We start from the raw sequence: 19,138 nt of genomic DNA on the forward strand, positions 1-19,138 counted from the left end.
AACCCGCCACAAGACAGGTTCTTTTCGTTATTTTATGATGAAAGAGAAGATGATTAGCATGTGTATTATATAAAAGGAAGCAGCCATATTTTCCATACGATACATACGAGTACTGTAACTACAAAATCAAAAAAATCTAATCTCGGGCCTTTTTTCATATTCATATGTAGCCACATATGAAACCATTTTATTTTTGTATATTTATGGATGTTTTTCTTTGCAAATCGGTAAATAAGCATTTGCATGATAAAAAATCCGGCCACAAAAATAAATAATAAGATGAGAAATCCAATCACAAAATTCCTCCTATTTTTGTAGCGTTTTTTCTACTATCCGATTTTTCAAAACCCACTCTTCAAACTGGGCACTTCCAAATTCCCAGCTAAGATCGCGAGCATGTACAGAAAAAACGTAATGACCAGCATATTCGTCCATAAATCTCCCTAACTCTACATCGTCTTTCTGAATACCGTATACTCCAAAATTAAAATACACATCCCATACGTCTTCATTCTTTCTCTTATAAGCAATCGATTCCATATCACATTCTGTCCCGAAATAATCAAGATGTAAATGTACGCTATCATCGTATTCGTACTCCATTTTATCACCCCTTATATTTGTACTTCTTTACCACCAAAAAAATTCCTGCTATCTACACTCACATATGGGCGATTACCTACATATCATGCTTGTAGAGTGACTTCTAGGAGGTGTTATATAGTGAAAAAATTAATCGCGATTTTTTGCATCATGTTACTAGCTGTTTTTACTTTTGCTGCTTGTAGTAGTAAAAAAGAAGGTACGAAAGAACAAACTCAAAACATTCGCGTCGGCGAAGTTACCCATTCTCTCTTCTATGCCCCATTATATGTTGGGATTGAAAAAGGATTTTTTAAAGATGAAGGACTAAATATTGACCTACAAACAACAGCTGGTGGCGATAAAACGATGACCGCCCTATTATCTGGCGGAATTGATATTGCTCTCGTCGGTTCTGAAACGTCTATTTACGTTCATCAACAAGGAGCGAAAGACCCTGTCATTAACTTTGCACAGCTTACACAAACAGATGGGACATTTTTAGTTTCACGTAAAAAACTAGACTCTTTTAATTGGAATGACGTAAAAGGTGTTACATTTTTAGGACAGCGTAAAGGCGGCATGCCGCAAATGGTTGGGGAATACGTTTTAAAGAAAAATGGCATTGATCCTCGTAAAGATACGAACTTAATTCAAAATATCGAATTTGCTAATATTGCAAATGCCTTTGCATCTGGTACAGGAGAGTTTGTCCAGCTCTTTGAACCGACTGCAAGCATATTCGAAAAAGAAGGTAAAGGTTATATCGTCGCTTCATTCGGAAATGAATCTGGTACTGTTCCTTATACAACATTCATGGCAAAAGAAAGTTTCTTAAAGAAAGATAAAGCTGCTGCTGAAAAGTTCACACGTGCGCTCTATAAAGCACAGCAATGGGTTGATACACATAGTCCAGAAGAGATTGCTGATGCTGTTTCCCCGCTATTTAAAGACACTTCAAAAGACATTACAGTAAAAGTAATTGAACGGTATAAAAAGCAACATTCTTATGCGACAAATCCACTACTAGATGCGGAAGAATGGAAACAGCTCCAAACGATTATGAAAGACGCTGGTGAATTACAAAAAGAAGTCCCACATGAAGCGCTCGTCAATACAAAAATTGCCGAAAGCGTTATTAAGAAATAGAGGCGAAGTGTATGAGTTTTTTACAAATACGTAACGTTTCTCACTGCTTTTTTGCAAAAGAGAATGCCAAACTTATTCTTGAAGATATGAGCTTACAAGTGGAAGAAGGCGAATTTATTTCTATACTCGGCCCAAGTGGTTGCGGTAAAACAACGCTCCTCTCAATCATTGCTGGGTTACTTGATCCAATTGATGGTATTGTCTTTTTAGATGGTGAACCAATTACAACGAAAACATCATCTATGGGATATATGTTGCAGCAAGATTACTTATTCCCGTGGAAAACGATTGAAGAAAATATTATGCTTGGACTTCATATTCGAAGGATTTATGATGAACAAATGAAAGAACATACTTTAAATCTTTTAAAGCAAGTCGGTCTACATGGGGTAGAAAGACAATATCCTCGTGAACTATCCGGCGGTATGCGTCAACGTGCTGCTCTCGTTCGAACGTTAGCAACTGATCCGAAAATTTTATTACTAGATGAACCATTCTCCGCACTCGATTATCAAACGAAATTAAAACTAGAAGAACTCGTTTTCAACTTACTAAATAAATATAAGAAAACATCACTACTTGTTACTCACGATATTGAAGAGGCGATTGCGATGAGTGATCGTATTTATTTACTTCAAGCGAATCCTGGAAAAATCGCGAAAACCTTTATCGTCCCGGAAAGTATCCGTTCTTTATCACCGTTAGAAGCACGCCATCACTACGATTTCCCAGCCCTCTTTCAAGATATATGGAAGGAGCTGGAACGACTTGGATAATATAAAACAACTACATGAACAATTTCGAAAGAAAGAACGCAGGCGTGCTTGGATTGCTCGCTCACTACAGCTTTTACTACTTATTCTTTTCTTTGCACTATGGGAAATAGCTAGCAAAAAAGAATGGATTGATCCTTTACTCTTTAGCTCTCCTTCGAGTATTTGGGATCTCTTCTTAACGAAATGGATCGACGGTTCACTTTGGGTCCACATATGGACGACATTGCTGGAAACAGGAGTAGGCTTCATTCTCGGAACGGTACTCGGTGCTATTATTGCCACGTTTCTTTGGTGGATGCCACTTCTAGCCCGCGTACTTGATCCTTACCTCGTCGTCCTAAATGCAATGCCAAAAGTTGCACTCGGTCCAATCATCATCGTTATTTTCGGTCCAAACATTTCATCTTCTATCGCAATGGGAGTAATCATTTCCATCATCATTACCATTCTCGTTATTTACAGTGCATTTCAAGAAGTCGATTCTAACTATATAAAAGTGATGGACACATTTGGCGCAAATAAATGGCAATGTTATAAGCAAGTCGTTCTCCCTGCATCCTTTCCAGCAATTATCTCAACGTTAAAAGTAAATGTTGGTTTATCCTGGGTTGGTGTTATTTTCGGAGAACTTCTCGTTTCCAAACAAGGACTTGGCTACTTAATTAGCTACGGATTCCAAGTCTTTAACTTCACACTCGTCTTACTTAGCGTACTACTCACATGTGTTCTTGCAACTCTTATGTATGTATTTGTTGAGGCATTTGAAAAAATTCTAATTGGAAAAAGAAAAAGAAGCTGACTCAAAACAGTGCGCTATAGTCAGCTTCTTTCTTTTACCTTTTATCACACATTTTCGTTTCATTTGTAATGTTTCCATCCGCAACCGTAACTGTATGGAAACAGTCTTTCACACGTACTGTAACGACATTATCTTTTCGATCTATCACATGATAATCATTAAACTTTTCATTCAAAGCACTACGAATTTGCTCCCCTTCAAAAATCGGAAAACCGTGAGACATTACCCAAATGAGACCAGCAACAGCAAGAATCGTTTTCATACGTTTCATTACCTCCTCGAGAGTAAACTTATAGTCCCTACAACACGCGCATTATAATTGTGTCTAAATTGTGACATTTTTATACTAATTCTCTTTTGTGCCTCCAGTTCCTTCTTCTTTTTGATAAAAATACAGAATTTTCAATTTTATCAACATAAGAAAAAACGCAAAGAATTAAAAATTCTTCACGCTTTTCTTTAACGAAACTATATCGAAAGCATAACTCACATTAGTCTCCACTTTGTTGTTCTATCGTTTTCGAAACATCATATAATCCTGACAGCACTTCCGCTCTCATTTTTACAAGCTCAGGGAACTGATAGAAGAAAGCAATTTTCTTATATTTTAACTCTGTTCCTTCTTTCACTTTTTTTGAATCTTGTAAAATGAACGCTGTAAATGTATCTGCGATATCTTCCGTTACATTTGTTGTTCCATATAGCGATACAAAATCATCATGCTTTTCTTTATAAAATTCAATTTGTGCCTCTTCACTTTCTTCTACTTTCTTTTCTGTCCACTCTTGCTCAATTGGTTTCCAAAATTCATTATAAAATTGGTTAATATACGAAGTTTTTCTCGCACATCCATTTTTCACGAACACCGTTTTACATTTATTTCGATACGATGAAATGTCTTTCTCTTCATCAAACGCCTCTAAATACTTTCTATCCACTGGTACTTGTTTATGTCCAATCGTTAATACGTGAGCCGTTTCATGAATTAATGTTTTCATCACTTCATCTATATTCACCCCAGAATCGAGCACGTCTAAACTAAGCAACCAATCTCTCGGGTCATCTATACTTGGCATGACATGGGCAACAACGCCATCATAACCATCCGTTATTAGACCAAATCCTGTTATATTCTCACGATATTTCACTGGGACGAGAGTGCGATACATGTCCCATAAGGTTTCATGATACTCTCTATCTTGTCGCTGACTTAACAAATCATCTTTTGCTACTTCGTCATCTGCAAAAACTTTATTCAATCTCTTACGATCCAATCTCTCAAAATAAGGATCTACAATTTCATCATCATCGATATAATAAGAAGCTAAAAAGAAGTAATTGTCATCCTCTTCTTTTTTCTGTTCCGCCTCTTTCATATTCATACTTTCATACTCTTCTATGTCATAATCCTCTACTTTTTCAAGTTCTGAAAGTTCCTCTATCTTTTTATATACTTTTTGTAATGTTTTATCTCCTATTTGCGTGCACTCTTCTTCTGTTTTACAAATTTCTTTTTCTTTTGTAACCTCGATAGCACTATCGCATCCTGCAACTAAACCGCTTGCTATAATACAACACACTAACTTGCCATACAGTTTCTTCATACAATCCCCCATTATTCCATTCTACAAAATATCATAATCATTTTTTTGCGAATATGCGATAATTAATTATAAAAACTGCAAGGAGGCTTCTCATGATTCGTGCAATCTTATTCGACTTAGATGGAACACTATTAGATCGACGCCAATCTTTAGAACAATTTATTTGTGAGCAATATAATCGCTTCTCCTCACATTTGATGAGTATAGAGAAATCAAAGTATTGTTCTCGATTTCTTGAACTCGATAATAATGGCTATACGTGGAAGGATAAAGTATATGCTACTCTCCTTTCCGAATACAACATTACTACTTTAACGCAAGAGCAACTACTACACGACTATATTACAAACTTCCAACATCATTGTATTCCTTTCAAAAACACGCATGAACTACTTCAACAGTTAAAAAAGCGAAACATTAAAATTGGTATTATCACAAACGGTTTTACTGAATTTCAGATGAGCAACCTTCGAGCACTACATATACATACGTATACAAACACCATTCTCGTTTCAGAAGCTGAAGGAATTAAAAAACCTCACCCTGAAATTTTCGAACGTGCTTTGCAAAGACTAGATGTGAAGGCAGAAGAATGTCTTTATATTGGAGATCATCCAGAAAACGATGTGCTTGGTTCTGAACAAGTAGGGATTCTTGGTGTTTGGAAAAAAGATTCGTTTTGGGGTGATTTTAAGCATTCACGTATCGTAGATGATTTGTTGGAGGTGCTTTCGTTTTTAGAGGTGGAGGTGGAGATAAAAATACAATAATAGTAATTAAATTATATCAACAATTTTCACAATATATTGATTTACCGACAAAAAATAATAAGAGGAGGCAGTTGTTCAAAAACGCCTCCTCTTATTATTCATATACTGTAAACTGCGGTTTACTCGGATGATCTTTTACTAGCGCATCATCTGGAAACTTTGAAACTTTTTGATATACGGCAATGTCGCCGATACACCCTGCTGTTAGTAGAATTCCTAAAAATGAGAGTGGCTCCAGATTCATAGCTAATCCCAATACAATTGGCAAAATTCCAGTTGGTAAAAACGGAAGCATTAACACTTTCTTCATTTGCTTTACTGTAACCGCCTGTTTAGAATGAGCATATGCAACACCTAATTTCCAATTAACGCCCCATTTTAGTTCACTCCACGGAACACCTCCGATATAGCGAAAGCCAATTAAATGTATCGCTTCATGAATACAAACGAGAACAATCATTGCGATAATAAAAAGAAACATCGTTAATAATGTAACTTCGACTTGAACCCCACCTGAAAGAAATATATGCAAATAACCAATTCCAACCGACAAAGCAATTATTATAAAAAATAAAGAAAAGTTTAATTTAACCATCGAAACAGTAACAGTCGTTTCTTTTCTTTTATCCATCTTCCCCCTCCTAAAATGTAAATATATCTTTACAAAATTGTATAATATCCCTAAAATAATGTAAAGATATGTTTACATTTATTCTTACATACAAAAAAAGAAACCGGCTACTTTACTTTGTAAAACAGCCGATTTCTTCTATATGTTTCATCGTACGCGCTAATACGTCATCGCGCATTATAAAGCTAAATTTTCTATTCGTTTTAATGTTGTCAGGAATGTCTTTTAATAAAACAGACCCTTTCGTTTCTTCGTAATGCGTATGTTCTTCTACCGCACTAATTGTTGCAAAATAAATGTTTTTAATGATTATTTTGTCTTTTCCAGATACTTTGTATTGTCCTAAGTAAGTTAAATCAGAAACTATGCCGCCGGTTTCTTCATGAACCTCTCGAACTGCCGCTTCTTCCGGTGTTTCCCCTAGTTCTACTTTACCACCTGGAAATTCAAGACCGCGACGTAAATGATGCGTTAATAACCATTGATCCCCGTACCGGCATACAACCCAAACATGCTTTGGCTCAGGAGAAAATGGATAACGTTCAAACGATAATTGTACAGTGTTGTGGTAATAATCTTTAAATTTGTACATGCCATTACTCCCCTATTGATGGTTACAAGTTTTTCCTACCACAAATTGTAGCATATTCTCGCTTTTCTGCATAATATTATCCAATTACAATCCATTGATTATTCCCATTTGTGCGACTAATTCTTTCGTCTCATGATTTCCTAAATCGTAAATCATTTTATATGCTTTTTGTAGTTGTTCATCATATCGGTCATTATTTGAATCGTGATGATACTCAACAAATGGAACGTGGGAGCGTACAAATGACCCTAAATCTTCTACATATGCTTGATCAAAGTGCTCTCTTAATTCCGTAATTTCCTCATCATTTGCCGAAATCTCAAAATTATACGTATCCGCCGTCTTCACTTGTGAAATTTGACCGTTTCCTATTGATATATAATATGTTTTTTTCGTCTCCATGTAACACCCTTCTTTCATCCTTTTATTTTCTATTGTTTTCATCAATTACAAAATTATGTAAAATAAAGAAAAGGAGGGATTTTATGTTCAAAATATTAATTATCGGTATTATCATCGTCCTAATCATCCTCGTACTCTCCGTCATGACAATTAATAAAGGCTATGCTTATAAACATTCCGTCGATAAACTAGAAGACAATCCTTATACAAAAAAGAATAAGGAGAATTCCTAATATGCTTCGTATACTTCGCATCATAGTAGCACTCACTGTGATCGTTATGTCGGCAATTGGATTATATACAGGTCAAAATAATTCTTTACCTCTTTCACAATTTCTATTAGGGGCTTTAATGTTTCTCATCGCATTTGAACAAATAAAGAAAAGGGAATCAGCAACTGGACTTATTTGTATTATTGCCGGTGCTTTCATTTGGATTGTTCTCATTATTACCTACATAAAATAGAGGAGGTCTTTTATGCTAAAATGGGGACGGATTACTTTATCACTTATTGCCTTATCTATAGCAATCTATGGATTTTTTACTGGTAATAGAGAAATAATCCCTTATATGTTCATCTTTTTAGGAGGTATGGCCCTCACCATAAGTTTAGAGGAAATATTAAAACAGCAAACAGGAGGTAGTGTGCTCGCTCTACTAGCAGGAGCCGCTGCTTTATTTATTGGTTTCACAGAAATATTCTAGTAAATGGTCTAAAGGGGGCTATACGATGCTAACTCTAACTATATTACGGATTTTTTTAGCATTTTTCATGCTTCTCTTACTCACTCTAAGCACTTATGTCCATTTTACCGATAATTTTTCACTTCTCCCATACGTACAATTTATTCTCAGTTGTTCCTTTATTCTTCTAGGAATTAATGAGTATCCCGTATTTTTTCGTTTCTAGTCTCATATTCTTCTTTTTAATATCAAACTCTTTCGCTACATGTAGAATAAAATTTCGATCAATTTAGCATTTATAATTATTTTCTCTCAGTAACTATTTCTTTCTACTTAAGGGGGATTCCATGTTAAAAAACATTCAAATTATAATCGCCACTATCGCTCTTTCTCTCGCCCTATTTAGCTTCTTTGCAAACTTCACTATTCTTTTACCTTACGTGTTTATCCTTTTAAGTATTATGTTTATCCTTTTTGGAATTGATGAAATGAAGAAACGGGAAAAAGCAAAAGCATTTGTTTATTTTCTCGGTTCTGCCTTTGTTTTATATGTTGGAGTATCTAATATATTTTCATAAAAAAGAAGAGTATGTTCGCTCTTAGTACAATAAAAAAACTGCCCTTTCACAGGCAGTTTTCCTTTTTATCCAAACACTTTCTCAAGTTCATCTTTATCTTGGCTTAACCAGAAGTTCATTAAGCGTTGCGCTCCTTCTAAGTCGTGAAGCTTCGCTTGACCACATTGTGTTTCATTTGCAGCTGGAATTTCTGTAATTTGAACCGCATCTTTTAATGTTAGTTCTAATAAATCAATGATTTCTCGTACTGTCGGTGTTCCGCTTACTACAAGATAATATCCTGTTTGGCAGCCCATCGGTGAAATATCGATAATATCAAAATGCGGATAACGATCAATATATTTACGTAAATTAAATGCTAATAAATGCTCTAACGTATGAATAACATCTGGTTTCATTGCTTGTTTATTCGGTTGGCAGAAACGAATATCAAATTTATTTACAATACCGTCACTACCTACATTGTGAACTCCGCAATGTCTTACATAAGGTGCCTTTACAATCGTATGATCTAATTCAAAGCTTTCTACTGATGGCATACAACATCTCTCCCGCTTTTAATTTAATTCCGTTATATCCAATATGATATAACGGAAATGCACATTAGTAAAGTATTATGTACAGTCGTGCTATAATACTTTAAGAATATGCTGAAAAGGAGACCGTTATGAAACAGATTTTTATTGGGATTATACGCTTTTATCAAAAATTCATTTCTCCGATGACACCACCAACATGCCGTTTTTATCCGACTTGTTCTCATTACGGATTAGAGGCGTTTCAAAAACATGGTGCACTCAAAGGTTTTTGGCTTACTTGTAAGCGTATATTAAAATGTCACCCTTTCCACCCGGGAGGATTTGATCCTGTCCCAGATAAAAAGGATGACAAAGTAAATTCTTAATTGTCGTAACCATTCACAACTAAATCTAATTTTCCTGTTTCAGGATCGATAACAAGACCGTGAACAGGTACTTCTTCTGGAAGTAACGGATGGTTGCGAAGTATCGATACGCTATGTTCTACACTTTCTTCTACACTAGAGAACCCTTGTAGGAATCTTTCTAAATCGATTCCAGAATAACGGAGTGTATCTAATTTCTCATTTGTTATACCGCGCTCTTTCATCTTCTCAATTGTACTGCTTGCCTGAATTTTTGCCATACCGCAATCGTGGTGACCAACTACACAAACTTCATCAGCACCAAGTTCATATACAGCAACTAAAATACTACGCATAATACTTCCGAATGGATGTGAGATAACAGCTCCTGCTACCTTAATAATTTTCACATCACCGTTACGCATATTCATTGCTTTTGGTAATAATTCAACAAGACGAGTATCCATACAAGAGATAATTACCATTTTTTTATTCGGGAATTTTCCTGTTTCATACTCTTCGTATTTTTTCTCTTCAACAAATTTCTCATTGTACTGCAAAATCTCTTCTAATGACTTCATAGTAAAGGACCCTCTTTTCTCTCGTTTACACTACATAAATAGTGTACCAAAATATGAAAAACTCAAAAAGGATATCGCTTTATAGTAAAAATAAGATATTTTCAGATAATCGACATAATTCTTTCAAAATATACACACAGCTTTGTAACAAGTTTCACATACTTTAAACGTATTTTCACTATAAACTGATTGTAGATAATGTAAAAAAGGAGTGAATATTTATTATGTCCGACGTTCTGTTACTGAGTCGTTTTCAATTTGCAATTACTATTTTTTATCACTTTTTATTTGTACCTTTGACAATCGGACTTGTTATTTTGGTGGCATGTATGGAAACTCAATACGCCCGCACATTGAATCCAACATACCGCAAAATGGCAAATTTCTGGGGTAAATTATTTACAATTAACTTCGTAATGGGGATTATAACCGGGATTACAATGGAATTCCAATTTGGAACAAACTGGTCTGAGTACTCCAAATATATGGGAGACATTTTCGGATCACCTCTCGCAATCGAAGCACTTGTTGCCTTCTTCTTAGAATCTACTTTCATGGGAATATGGTTATTCGGTAAAGACAAAATTTCACCAAAGTTCCGTGCCTTCTGCATGTGGATGGTTGCACTTGGAACAAATATTTCCGCCCTTTGGATTATTACAGCAAACGGCTTTATGCAAAACCCTGTTGGCTACGTAGTACGTAACGGCCGCGCTGAATTAAATGATTTCTGGGCACTCGTTACGAATCCATACGCTTGGAATATGTTCTTCCATACTGTAGTTGGTTGTTATATTGTTGGTGCTTTCTTCGTTATGGCAATTAGTGCCTATCACTTATTACGTAAAAATGAAGTTGAATTCTTCAAAAAATCATTTAAGTTCGGCTTAATGTTAGGCTTATTCGCCGCAACAATTACACCGTTTATGGGACATCAATCTGGTGTATCAGCAGCTAAATATCAACCCGCAAAAGGAGCTGCGATGGAAGCAGTTTGGGAAACTGGAAAAGGACAAGGCTTCTCAATTGTTCAAATTCCTGATGTAAAAAATGAGAAGAACTTTGAATTCCTTACGATTCCAAAACTCGGAAGCTTCTTCTACACAAATTCATTTGATGGCGAAATTGTTGGTTTAAAAGATATTCCGAAAGATGAACGTCCAAATGTTAACCTCGTGTATTATAGCTTCCGCTTAATGGTTGCACTCGGTATGTTCTTTATGGCATTAACTTGGTATGGCTTCTATTTAAACCGAAAAGGAAAACTAGAAAACTCAAAACGTTATTTAAAAATTACAATATGGTCTGTCTTACTTCCTTATATTGCGATTAACGCAGGATGGATTGTCGCTGAAGTAGGTCGCCAACCATGGACAGTATATAAACTAATGCGTACAGCAGAATCTGTATCGCCTATATCTGTTCCACAAATTTGGTTCTCATTAATTAGTTTAATTTTATTCTACACTTTACTTTTAATCGCAGACGTATACTTAATGCTGAAGTTCGCGAAAAAAGGACCTGCCGCATTAGAAGAACCTGCTACTGAGGGAGGTGTGGCTCATGTCTCATGATATGCTTGCAATCATCTGGTTCGGTTTATGGGGCGTGATTTGGACAGTTTACTTCATTCTTGACGGGTATGCACTTGGTAACGGAATGATTTTTCCTTTCGTTACGAAAGATCGACAAGAACGAAATCAATTACAAGAAGCAATTGGCCCGTTCTGGGGCGGTAATGAAGTATGGTTAATTACAGCTGGTGGCGCAACATTTGCTGCTTTCCCAGTCACATATGCTAATATGTTTAGTTATTTATATACACCGTTATTCTTAGTATTACTTGCACTATTTGCTCGTGCCGCTGGACTGGAATTCATGCATAAAGATGATTCACCAATTTGGCAAAAAACTTGTAAATGGGCATTTGCAATTGGCAGTTTCTTAATCGCCTTTTTATTCGGTGTTACATTTGCTAACTTGTATTACGGACTACAAATCGGAAAAAATGGCTATGAAGGAAATTTACTTAGCTTACTAAACCATTACGGTATATTAGGTGGTCTTTTCTTCACTGCTATATTTGTCGTATCCGGTGCCCTTTGGGTCATGATTAAAACGACTGGTGAAGTATCCGACCGTGCTTATAAAATCGCAAGACCGTTTTCAATGGCAGCTGCTATCATTTTAGCTATTTTCTATGTAGCGACTGCTAATCGAACAAACTTATTCCAAAACTTTACGGAATATCCGGTACTATTCATTCTTCCAGTACTTGCAATGCTAATGAGTGTACTCGCACTAATTATGGTGTACAAACATAAAATTGGCCTTGCATTCACATTCGTTTGCCTAACAATCGCAATGTTTATGACAACTGGCTTTGCAGGTATGTTCCCAAGAATGTTACCATCTCGTATTAACGATGCATACAGTACAACGTTATACAACGCAGCTGGTAGTCAATTAAACTTAAAAATTATGTTCTTCGTTGCAATGGTCATGGTACCAATCGTTATTGGATATCAGCTTTGGAGCTACAGTATATTTAAAAATAAAATTCATAAAGACTCTGCTAAAGGGTATCACTAAGGTAAAAAAGACACTTCATTTGAAGTGTCTTTTTTATACGTATGATTTTCGATAAGATGTTATATTTCTAATCTAACAACTATACTACAGAAGAATCATTAACAGCTCACAGCTAGATTGTATCATAGGGCAACTTCATCATTTTATGCAATTTTACATACTGTACTATAAAGTAAACTGTATCCCCTGATCATTCGCATCATTATCCCATACATCAGCTGTACTAATCCCGCTAAACGTTTGTACTTTCATTCCTGTATTTGATGATCCCGATCCATTATAAGCCTTCGTCTTTTCAATCGGCTGTACGTTATATTTGTCACCTACATTAATTGTTCCATTGCAGTTTTCAATAATAACACCTTCCACAACTGCCGGCATTTTGTCACCCACTTTCATTTCTTTACTTTTATTTTATGAAAATCGCCTAGAAAAATAGCATGTTTCAATAAGGAAAAAGCACTCAATTTGAGTGCTTTTTCTTTAAGCATAAAGACAAGTTTGGAGACAGTTGACTTCTTCAAAATTTTATTAGGGGTAATATTTTGAAAAAGAAAGCCTTTCATATGTAGGTTAACACCACTGGAATATATAGTAAATTGATAATATTTATACGGAAGATTGCTAATGTTTAGTATAGATAGTTTACACTATGCTAACAGTGTAAACTATCTATACTAATAAAAAAAGGTGCCTTCAAAAAAGACACCTTTCAAAAACAGACACTATAAAACAGAATTATTTATTGTTATACGATTGTTAGATACAAAAAGTAGAGGGAAATGTTTGTATGAAATTCTGCTTTATAAAGTCTGTCTACAACTTATATTGTAATCCTCTTCATTTGAAAAAAAATATAATATGCACAATTGCATACAAAAAGAAAAAGCACTCTACTGAGTGCCTTTTCAACCATTTTACTTTTAATATATCGCTTTGAATATATTGTAACATACGTATCTATATATTTTATTGAGAAAATTCAAAATCCTTTTTCTTTCATTTTCACTTATAAAATCATGTAATATAAAAGGTATGTCAAATTCTTATACAAGTTGAGGTGTACTATATTTATGATGTATTTCGGAATTATTCCTCTTATATTATTTATTATTTTTCTTATCTCATATTTAAAAGATCCGCGAAAAATAATAAACGGCTTTTTATTTAATGCCTTTATCTGTTTTTTCCTTCTTTTTTGTGTGATTGTATCATTGAACTCAGATAGTGATGTCCTACGCTACATTATATTTTTACCTTTTTTAGCACTTCTCATTATGCTTCCTTTCGGTATTGTTGCTTTAATGTTTGGGCTATTTCTTAATGCTAGAATTTTAATGAAGCGAGAAGGACGACGGTTCACTAACTGTTTAACACTCCTTGCTGCTTTAGGGATGTTATTCTTTATGTTACTCCCTATTATAAATCCAGCAAGTTTGGTTTCATCGCATTTAGAGCCTATTTTTGCAGCTATTTCTCTTATAAGCATATATTTCTTTATACACTTATCTAACTTCTTAAGCGCATATTTTTTATACCAATTCAACAGACCAAGACGTAATCAAGATTTCATTATCGTTCTCGGTAGCGGCTTAATTAATGATAAAGTACCACCTTTACTTGCAAGCCGAATTAATAAAGCTATCGACTTTTATTGGAAACAAGCTGCTGTTAATACACCACCAACAATTATTTTCTCTGGCGGTCAAGGTCCAGATGAAGGACTTCCTGAGGCAGAAGCAATGCAAAATTACGCTGTTGAAAAAGGCATTCCGATTGAACATACAGTGCAAGAAAATCGCTCTGTAAACACATATCAAAACATGTTGTTCTCTAAAGAAATTATGGATTCTTTAAAGCCTGAAGGTAAATATAAAAGTATTTTTACCACAAATAATTTTCACCTTTTCCGCGCTGGTATATATGCAAGACAAGCTGGTCTTAATAGCCAAGGAATTGGATCAAAGACAGCATTTTATTACTGGCCTAACGCAATGATCCGTGAATATGTTGCGATTGTCGTAATGGGACGTAAGCGCCATATGAAAATATGTGGAACTATTTTAGGCTTCGCTGTATTCGTATCAATACTTAGTTTTATATTTTCTTAATAGCATCCCATCCTTTGAAAGGATGGGATTTCTTATACTTATTTCAAAAATATTTTAAAGATAATATGGTCATAATATTCCCTGCATACATCCATTAAAGGAGAAATTTTTCAAATTAAATGTTAAAATAAAATTTAGGTGTGAATTATGTAACAAACAAGAAACTAGTTTGAAACGAGGAAATTACATGGAGAAAATTATCAAAAACAAGCCCAATAAGCTAAAAATTGCTTCGAAAGCTTTGATGATTATTATTGGGGCATTTATCACAGCGTACGGATTAGAAGCAGTATTAATTCCAAATAACGTATCAGACGGTGGTGTAACTGGTTTAAGTATCGTTAGTTCAAGATTATTTGGATTGCCATTAGGAGCTCTAATCGCAGTTATTAACATTCCTTTCGTTTGGTTAGGATATAAGCAAATCGGTAAAAGCTTTGCGATTTATTCTATTATTGGAATTGCTTCATTAGCAATAGGTACCGTTGTCATGCACGGAATACCAGCTATTATTGAAGGCGATACATTATTAGTTACAGTTGTTGGTGGTATTATCATCGGTTTTGGTATGGGACTAGCATTACGTAACGGTGGGGCATTAGATGGAATCGATATGCTTGCTGTATTGCTTTCTCGTAAGTTACCATTTGGAACGAGTGACCTTATTTTATTCTTAAACATGTTCGTATTTATTTTCGTATCAACCGTATTCGGTCTTCAAGGAGCTATCCTTTCGGCAATTGCTTACTTTATTGCTTCGAAAGTGATTCATATCGTTGAAGTTGGTTTAAGTGGTTCGAAAGCATTTAAAATCATTACAAAAGAGCCTGAATTAATGGTAGAAACAATTCGCGATCGTTTAGGCCGAAGTGCAACATATAACGAAGTATACGGTGGTTATTCAAGAGAGAAGTTTAAAGAAATTTCATGTGTAATTAACCGTTTAGAAGAAAGTAAAATGAAAGAACTTATTAATGAAATCGATCCACACGCCTTTATTACAGTTTATGACGTAGCAGAAGTAAAAGGCGGTAACTTTAAGAAACGTGATATTCATTAATCTTTATGAAAAAAGAGGGTGGTGCCCAATATTGGCACACCCTCTTCTGTTATTGTTGTCAGTTTTTGTCGGTTAGTCGATATATTTCGATAATCGCTGATATATTTTTACTCCCCCCATCTTCCCCCGCTCTTAATCCATACCACGTATTTTTGAAAGGCTGGCACTTCTTGTTGGAAACGAAGCGGAACATACAGAAAAAGAGTACATGTACATAGTATCCATAGAATACCTACTACAAAGTGCAATTTCATCGTTGTGCTAATAAACAAACTTAAGAATAATACGAGGAACATAATTACACTAAATCTTTTATACATAGTCATAATAATCTCCTCCTTATAACTTCATTGTACCAGTTATAAGGAATTAATTTCCATAATAAAAAAAGACCAAAAAGCAAATTTCACTTTTCGGTCTCTACACTATCTTCTCTTCGTAATCTTTCCTGAACCACCGACCCTCGTTTTCGGAGGAGATGTATTCCTTGGCGGCGTTTTAATAGATGATTTCGGCTTCACATCTGATCCGCTCGAACCACCTGGTGTTTTCGTTATTTTCCCTTTGCTTCCAGTAGAAGGCGGAGGCGTGCTGCTTCCTTTTTTCGTAATACTTCCTGTATCTCCTACAGAAGATTTCGAATCTACATTATCGCCACGCTTAATGATAGACCCTTTCCCTTCCTTCGTAATTGGAGGCGGGGTTTTCTTTTCTTCTTTCGTAGGCGGTCTCTCTGGAATAACTGGTTTATGATTTTGTCTGTCATTATATCCGCGATAATCACCGTACGATGATTTTCGTGAACCGAATATATCATTTAATATACTACCCATAATATATCCTTGCAGGAAGGACGGTTGGTAATTTTGACGGACAAACTCTTTATTACTTATTTCAATTAACGTATCAGATGGCTTCTCTTTATCCTTTTGCAGATTATAAATCTTATCAGAATAAACGAGGAACATTTGATTTTCGTCTTCTTTAGATGCTTGCTTCGGTTCTCTTTCATTCATGAGTTCCTTCGCGACTTCAGGAACTGACCGATTGGCGGCCCTATACACGTAAGATTCTTGTTTACCTTCTTTTGCAACAGATTCAAGCGGATAACGGTCTTGAATCGACTTTGTCTGCCCGCCCTGACAACCTGATAAGGCATATCCAGCAACAACAAGTAATGTAACGATAGCAAGTATAGGGATCACGAACGATTTAATCATGGTAAACAATCGGTTTGACATGATTACGCCCCCTTACATTGCTCTTATAATTTGTACATCAGCAGGAATAATTGCTTCTCCCTCATACATCATTGTGCGACCATTTTGCCATTCAATACGTAATAATTTTCGATTATCCGATTGGAACTCCCATACATACTGTTCTTCTGAAGCTGAGAATGGTGTTTTCCCCATCACAACAACACGTCCGTTATATTGCTCTTCCATATGGTACTCTGTATCATCCATCTCAATTGTCGTCGGAATTTCATCAATCGAATCTAAACGACCATCAATTGGTGTATATAATTTGTAATACGTATTTTCACGATCTTCAATTTTTAAATAACGAATATCTTTCCCGTCTTGCAGTGTTAAAACAATTTCTTTACGAGAATGCATACTCGTTTTCCCAATTAATTCATACATGACTAATGAAACTTCAACCATATCGCCAGGAGCTAACGTTAACAAACTTTTCTCTGGTTTCGGCGGTTCTGGGCTTTTCATTATATTTTTAATTCGCTTAAATAAACTCATGAGCTACCCCTCCTTCTCTCTTTATAAACAAGCACCTAAAATAAGTGCACCCACAATATGTAATGATCCGGCCAACATCGCGTGCGCAACACTGCCTTCTTTCGTACCTTCTTCTAAATCTAAACCAGCCATTTTCTTTAACACAAATTCGATAAACATTTCTACCACTAATAAAATAACGAAAGAAACTGCTGATGCAAGAAGTGCTTGCCATAAATCATTTGCTTTCGTTATCGATTGAGATAAAATGTACCCTTGCGCGAATAATTTCATAACGAAACGAGTTGTTACAGCTGTATTCCCATTTTTTATTTCTTTTAAATCATTGTATTTTGTAAAAATCGAATCAACCCACATAATTGCAAATAAAAGTACTGCACTCGCTCCAGTCCATACAAGCATGGCTAATACATTTGTCCATGTCATTGCAAAACCTCCTCTAAATATAAAGTGAAACTTTAATCAGTGGGGAGGTGTTCATTCCCCGCTGATTATTAGTTGAACCAATCGGGCATTTACGGGCAGTAGATCTCCCCCCACCTCTCTGCTTTCACAAAAAGTAGAGGTGGGAGTCTTACTGCCCGTTAATGCGGGGTAATAGAAAACCGACATGAATTTGTTTAGACATGTCGGTTCATTTGTCTTTATTCTATATTATTTCTCATACTGCTTCATAATACGAGCTAATTCATCGTCAACAGCAGAATTTTTGTTTAAGCTTGCGAATTCATCATCTAATGATTTTTCTTTTTTATAAACTTCACCGCTTGCTTCCGCTTCAGCCTCTAATTGAAGAGCTTTCTCTTCCATACGGCTTAAACCAGCTTTTGCTGAATTTGAATCAAATCCAGACATCGCCTGATTAATATTCTTTTGTGCTTTCGCCGCATTTACACGCGCTACAAGTGTTTCACGTTTATTTTTCAGCTCATTTAATTGCTTACGCATTTCTTCTAGCTTTAGGCGCAGGTTATCAGCAGCAGCTTTATTTTGCTCGTAGCTTGCTTTATACTCATTCATTTTTTGCTCTGCATTTTGTTTTTCTTCTAATGCACGACGCGCAAGATCTAAGTTATTAGCTTGAACAGCCATATGAGCCTGCTCTTCACGTTTTTTCACAAGTGCTTCTTGCTCTTCAAATAATATTTTGAATTTCTTCTCAAGTGCGATTTGAGCTGCTACACTTTTCTCAGCCTCTTGTACATCAGCTTGCATATCGCGTAAATATTGATCAGTCATCTTAACTGGATCTTCCGCTTTTTCAATTAACGAATACACATTTGACATTGTTAAATCTCTTAATCGTTTAAATACAGACATCTAAATTCCTCCTATGATATACCTCATATTTCAAATTCACTACTTGGAAAACTGAAAAATCTCCCTTTACAGTAAAGAATATTCATTTTACAGCCTATGTGTTTATTATAACAAAACTAATATGTCCTTACATGTTATTTCCAAAATACATCCATTATAATATGACATTCTATATACAATATTGTATTTCTAATATATTCTCATTATCCCTCTTTGAAATTAACTTACTTTTGTGCAATTTCACTAAATTACATAAGTGTAATG

The 19,138-nt window shown here is 35.3% G+C and carries 28 protein-coding genes; 13 read left to right on the forward strand and 15 right to left on the reverse strand.

Annotation, left to right across the window (positions count from 1 at the left end; all coding sequences use genetic code 11):
- Positions 1-65: 65 nt before the first annotated feature.
- The gene (locus tag BC_RS23825; protein WP_000578982.1) at positions 66-296 is read right to left on the reverse strand and encodes a hypothetical protein; all 231 of its coding nucleotides are present in this window, start codon (positions 294-296) and stop codon (positions 66-68) included.
- Between the two features lie 10 nt (positions 297-306).
- Complete coding sequence (locus BC_RS23830) at positions 307-603, reverse strand: DUF3986 family protein (protein ID WP_000455579.1); 297 nt, start codon at positions 601-603, stop codon at positions 307-309.
- A gap of 120 nt (positions 604-723) precedes the next feature.
- Between BC_RS23830 and BC_RS23835 the strand changes: the two genes are divergently transcribed.
- Genes BC_RS23835 through BC_RS23845 form a run of 3 tightly spaced genes read left to right on the forward strand, consistent with a single transcriptional unit; the run spans position 724 to position 3,306 of the window.
- Positions 724-1,731, forward strand: coding sequence for an ABC transporter substrate-binding protein (locus BC_RS23835; protein ID WP_000733143.1), 1,008 nt, complete (start codon positions 724-726; stop codon positions 1,729-1,731).
- 11 nt (positions 1,732-1,742) lie between these two features.
- The gene (locus tag BC_RS23840; protein WP_000009036.1) at positions 1,743-2,507 is read left to right on the forward strand and encodes an ABC transporter ATP-binding protein; all 765 of its coding nucleotides are present in this window, start codon (positions 1,743-1,745) and stop codon (positions 2,505-2,507) included.
- Positions 2,500-3,306 carry an ABC transporter permease gene (locus BC_RS23845; protein ID WP_000368771.1) on the forward strand — a complete coding sequence of 269 codons (807 nt, stop codon included), beginning with the start codon at positions 2,500-2,502 and terminating at the stop codon, positions 3,304-3,306. Before BC_RS23840 ends, BC_RS23845 begins: the two co-directional genes overlap by 8 nt.
- Before the next feature lie 34 nt (positions 3,307-3,340).
- Here the strand turns inward: BC_RS23845 and BC_RS23850 are convergent, their stop codons facing one another.
- Together BC_RS23850 and BC_RS23855 are read right to left on the reverse strand one after the other, a co-directional pair.
- A complete protein-coding gene (locus BC_RS23850; protein ID WP_000849112.1) occupies positions 3,341-3,568 on the reverse strand; it encodes a hypothetical protein in 228 nt (75 codons plus the stop codon).
- Positions 3,569-3,797: 229 nt separating this feature from the next.
- Positions 3,798-4,910, reverse strand: a complete 1,113-nt coding sequence (locus BC_RS23855; RefSeq protein ID WP_000737818.1) for a hypothetical protein — start codon at positions 4,908-4,910, stop codon at positions 3,798-3,800.
- Positions 4,911-5,002: 92 nt separating this feature from the next.
- Here BC_RS23855 and BC_RS23860 point away from each other — a divergent pair, with 92 nt between their 5' ends.
- Positions 5,003-5,680 (forward strand): HAD family hydrolase, encoded by a 678-nt coding sequence (locus BC_RS23860; protein WP_000617263.1) that lies wholly within the window; start codon positions 5,003-5,005, stop codon positions 5,678-5,680.
- Positions 5,681-5,774: 94 nt separating this feature from the next.
- Here the strand turns inward: BC_RS23860 and BC_RS23865 are convergent, their stop codons facing one another.
- The 3 genes from BC_RS23865 to BC_RS23875 form a co-directional block, all read right to left on the reverse strand.
- A complete protein-coding gene (locus BC_RS23865; RefSeq protein ID WP_000361294.1) occupies positions 5,775-6,311 on the reverse strand; it encodes a DUF3267 domain-containing protein in 537 nt (178 codons plus the stop codon).
- Positions 6,312-6,423: 112 nt separating this feature from the next.
- Positions 6,424-6,903: an antimutator 8-oxo-(dGTP/GTP)ase gene (mutTA, locus tag BC_RS23870; RefSeq protein WP_000276385.1), complete on the reverse strand. Its 480-nt coding sequence runs from the start codon at positions 6,901-6,903 to the stop codon at positions 6,424-6,426.
- Between the two features lie 84 nt (positions 6,904-6,987).
- Positions 6,988-7,305: a hypothetical protein gene (locus tag BC_RS23875; protein WP_000448409.1), complete on the reverse strand. Its 318-nt coding sequence runs from the start codon at positions 7,303-7,305 to the stop codon at positions 6,988-6,990.
- Between the two features lie 83 nt (positions 7,306-7,388).
- Here BC_RS23875 and ytzI point away from each other — a divergent pair, with 83 nt between their 5' ends.
- The 4 genes from ytzI to BC_RS23895 all read left to right on the forward strand — a co-directional run bounded on the left by ytzI (position 7,389) and on the right by BC_RS23895 (position 8,567).
- Positions 7,389-7,538, forward strand: coding sequence for a YtzI protein (gene ytzI, locus BC_RS23880; RefSeq protein WP_000472794.1), 150 nt, complete (start codon positions 7,389-7,391; stop codon positions 7,536-7,538).
- A 1-nt stretch (position 7,539) separates the two neighbouring features.
- Positions 7,540-7,770 carry a DUF3953 domain-containing protein gene (locus BC_RS23885; protein ID WP_000944458.1) on the forward strand — a complete coding sequence of 77 codons (231 nt, stop codon included), beginning with the start codon at positions 7,540-7,542 and terminating at the stop codon, positions 7,768-7,770.
- A 12-nt stretch (positions 7,771-7,782) separates the two neighbouring features.
- Positions 7,783-8,010 carry a DUF3953 domain-containing protein gene (locus BC_RS23890; RefSeq protein WP_000922253.1) on the forward strand — a complete coding sequence of 76 codons (228 nt, stop codon included), beginning with the start codon at positions 7,783-7,785 and terminating at the stop codon, positions 8,008-8,010.
- Between the two features lie 326 nt (positions 8,011-8,336).
- Positions 8,337-8,567 carry a YczI family protein gene (locus BC_RS23895; RefSeq protein WP_000916668.1) on the forward strand — a complete coding sequence of 77 codons (231 nt, stop codon included), beginning with the start codon at positions 8,337-8,339 and terminating at the stop codon, positions 8,565-8,567.
- Positions 8,568-8,632: 65 nt separating this feature from the next.
- Here the strand turns inward: BC_RS23895 and luxS are convergent, their stop codons facing one another.
- Positions 8,633-9,106 (reverse strand): S-ribosylhomocysteine lyase LuxS, encoded by a 474-nt coding sequence (gene luxS / locus BC_RS23900; RefSeq protein ID WP_001141371.1) that lies wholly within the window; start codon positions 9,104-9,106, stop codon positions 8,633-8,635.
- A 128-nt stretch (positions 9,107-9,234) separates the two neighbouring features.
- Between luxS and yidD the strand changes: the two genes are divergently transcribed.
- Positions 9,235-9,471 (forward strand): membrane protein insertion efficiency factor YidD, encoded by a 237-nt coding sequence (yidD, locus tag BC_RS23905; RefSeq protein ID WP_000809334.1) that lies wholly within the window; start codon positions 9,235-9,237, stop codon positions 9,469-9,471.
- Here the strand turns inward: yidD and BC_RS23910 are convergent.
- Positions 9,468-10,031 carry a beta-class carbonic anhydrase gene (locus BC_RS23910; RefSeq protein WP_000838169.1) on the reverse strand — a complete coding sequence of 188 codons (564 nt, stop codon included), beginning with the start codon at positions 10,029-10,031 and terminating at the stop codon, positions 9,468-9,470. The genes yidD and BC_RS23910 overlap by 4 nt on opposite strands.
- A 224-nt stretch (positions 10,032-10,255) precedes the next feature.
- On the opposite strand from BC_RS23910, the gene cydA reads away from it, so the two are divergent.
- Both cydA and cydB read left to right on the forward strand, forming a co-directional pair.
- Complete coding sequence (cydA, locus tag BC_RS23915; protein ID WP_001286188.1) at positions 10,256-11,605, forward strand: cytochrome ubiquinol oxidase subunit I; 1,350 nt, start codon at positions 10,256-10,258, stop codon at positions 11,603-11,605.
- Positions 11,595-12,623, forward strand: coding sequence for a cytochrome d ubiquinol oxidase subunit II (cydB, locus tag BC_RS23920; RefSeq protein WP_000017662.1), 1,029 nt, complete (start codon positions 11,595-11,597; stop codon positions 12,621-12,623). Before cydA ends, cydB begins: the two co-directional genes overlap by 11 nt.
- 165 nt (positions 12,624-12,788) lie before the next feature.
- Here cydB and BC_RS23925 read toward each other — a convergent pair whose 3' ends face one another.
- Positions 12,789-13,022: a spore germination protein gene (locus tag BC_RS23925; RefSeq protein WP_002001299.1), complete on the reverse strand. Its 234-nt coding sequence runs from the start codon at positions 13,020-13,022 to the stop codon at positions 12,789-12,791.
- Positions 13,023-13,696: 674 nt separating this feature from the next.
- Here BC_RS23925 and BC_RS23930 point away from each other — a divergent pair.
- Positions 13,697-14,734: a YdcF family protein gene (locus BC_RS23930; protein ID WP_000990093.1), complete on the forward strand. Its 1,038-nt coding sequence runs from the start codon at positions 13,697-13,699 to the stop codon at positions 14,732-14,734.
- Between the two features lie 187 nt (positions 14,735-14,921).
- Positions 14,922-15,794, forward strand: a complete 873-nt coding sequence (locus tag BC_RS23935) for a YitT family protein (RefSeq protein ID WP_000411240.1) — start codon at positions 14,922-14,924, stop codon at positions 15,792-15,794.
- Positions 15,795-15,901: 107 nt separating this feature from the next.
- Here the strand turns inward: BC_RS23935 and BC_RS23940 are convergent, their stop codons facing one another.
- The 5 genes from BC_RS23940 to BC_RS23960 all read right to left on the reverse strand — a co-directional run bounded on the left by BC_RS23940 (position 15,902) and on the right by BC_RS23960 (position 18,874).
- Positions 15,902-16,120, reverse strand: coding sequence for a hypothetical protein (locus tag BC_RS23940; RefSeq protein WP_000180104.1), 219 nt, complete (start codon positions 16,118-16,120; stop codon positions 15,902-15,904).
- Between the two features lie 99 nt (positions 16,121-16,219).
- A complete protein-coding gene (locus tag BC_RS23945; RefSeq protein WP_000071211.1) occupies positions 16,220-17,035 on the reverse strand; it encodes a DUF4247 domain-containing protein in 816 nt (271 codons plus the stop codon).
- A 12-nt stretch (positions 17,036-17,047) separates the two neighbouring features.
- Positions 17,048-17,554, reverse strand: a complete 507-nt coding sequence (locus BC_RS23950) for a DUF4178 domain-containing protein (protein ID WP_000051758.1) — start codon at positions 17,552-17,554, stop codon at positions 17,048-17,050.
- A 21-nt stretch (positions 17,555-17,575) separates the two neighbouring features.
- Positions 17,576-17,980: a DUF350 domain-containing protein gene (locus BC_RS23955; RefSeq protein WP_000220322.1), complete on the reverse strand. Its 405-nt coding sequence runs from the start codon at positions 17,978-17,980 to the stop codon at positions 17,576-17,578.
- A 228-nt stretch (positions 17,981-18,208) separates the two neighbouring features.
- Positions 18,209-18,874: a PspA/IM30 family protein gene (locus BC_RS23960; protein WP_000110280.1), complete on the reverse strand. Its 666-nt coding sequence runs from the start codon at positions 18,872-18,874 to the stop codon at positions 18,209-18,211.
- Positions 18,875-19,138: the final 264 nt, after the last annotated feature.

Source organism: Bacillus cereus ATCC 14579 (assembly GCF_000007825.1).
In the GTDB taxonomy this organism is placed as follows: domain Bacteria; phylum Bacillota; class Bacilli; order Bacillales; family Bacillaceae_G; genus Bacillus_A; species Bacillus_A cereus.